The following is a 1,036-nucleotide window of genomic DNA, read 5'->3' as shown; positions in this document are numbered from 1 at the left end:
GCGGTGGTCTCCACACGGATGGTGCGCACAGGACACTTCCTATCTACTCGTCTATACATGTAGCGATCCGTGAACCCGATCTCCCGGGCTCATGACGATCACCCTGCCACACAACTTGCCCACTCGTCTATACGAGTAAGCGTGTTGGGGTGTACGAGTTGAGGAAGCGTCCCCCGCGCACCACCGCAAACCGTGACGATCAGGTTGCCGGGAGCTGGTACGACAGCACGTAGGCGTCAGCCGCCATGACCGTGTCGCACACCTCGACCGCCCGCCCGTCGGTGTCGAAGGCGGTCCGGATCAGATGGATCACGGGCACGCCGGCCGCGAGGTGGAGCGTCTTGACCTCGGAGGGCGAGGGCATCCGGGCGCGGATCTCCTCCTCGAAGTGGTCGAGGCGGTGGCCCAGCTCTTCGAGGCGGGCGTAGATGCCGCCGGGGCCGGGGTTGGGTTCGGCGATCTGGGTGCCGCGGGCGATGTCGAGGGGGAGGTAGGAGGTGGCGAACTCCACCGGGCGCCCGTCCAGCAGATACCGGCGCCGGCGGGCCAGGACGCGCCGTACGGAGCCGAGCCGGGTGGAGACGTCCTGACTGGCCTTCTCTTCCTTGACCTCAAGGCTGTCGACCTGCGGGTGACTGCCGGCCGCATCGGCCTCCACGATGAACGCGGACTTGCCCTGCTCGCGGTGACGGCGTGCGAACCGGTCGGAGGCCAGGCGCCGCACGGGCGGCCGGGGCCTAACGAAGACGCCCTTGCCGTGCTCGGCGTGGACCAGGCCCTCGCCGGTGAGGACGGAGAAGGAATTGCGGACGGTCATCCGGGAGACCCCGTAATGCTCGACCAGCTCCGCCTCGGAGGGCAGTTTCTCGCCCTCCCTGAATCGCCCACGGTCGATCGCCTCGCGCAGCTGGTCGGCGATCTGCCGGAAGACCGCACGATCGCTCGTGGGGTCGAGATCGCCGAGGAGGCCCGAAGAAAGAGGGCTCACTGTGTACTCCTTTAGGTATCTAGACGAGTGGGCGAGTGAAGTTGCTAC

1 protein-coding gene is annotated in these 1,036 nt (G+C 67.0%); it reads right to left on the bottom strand.

Annotated features, from left to right (window positions below; genetic code table 11):
- Positions 1-199 precede the first annotated feature (199 nt).
- Entirely contained in the window at positions 200-988 is a 789-nt protein-coding gene (locus ABZ646_RS47230) for a GntR family transcriptional regulator (protein WP_360534117.1), read from the bottom strand.
- Between the last annotated feature and the right edge of the window lie 48 nt (positions 989-1,036).

It is taken from the genome of Streptomyces sp. NPDC007162 (assembly GCF_040634175.1).
Lineage (GTDB): Bacteria > Actinomycetota > Actinomycetes > Streptomycetales > Streptomycetaceae > Streptomyces.
This window is presented reverse-complemented; position numbering and strand designations above follow the sequence as displayed.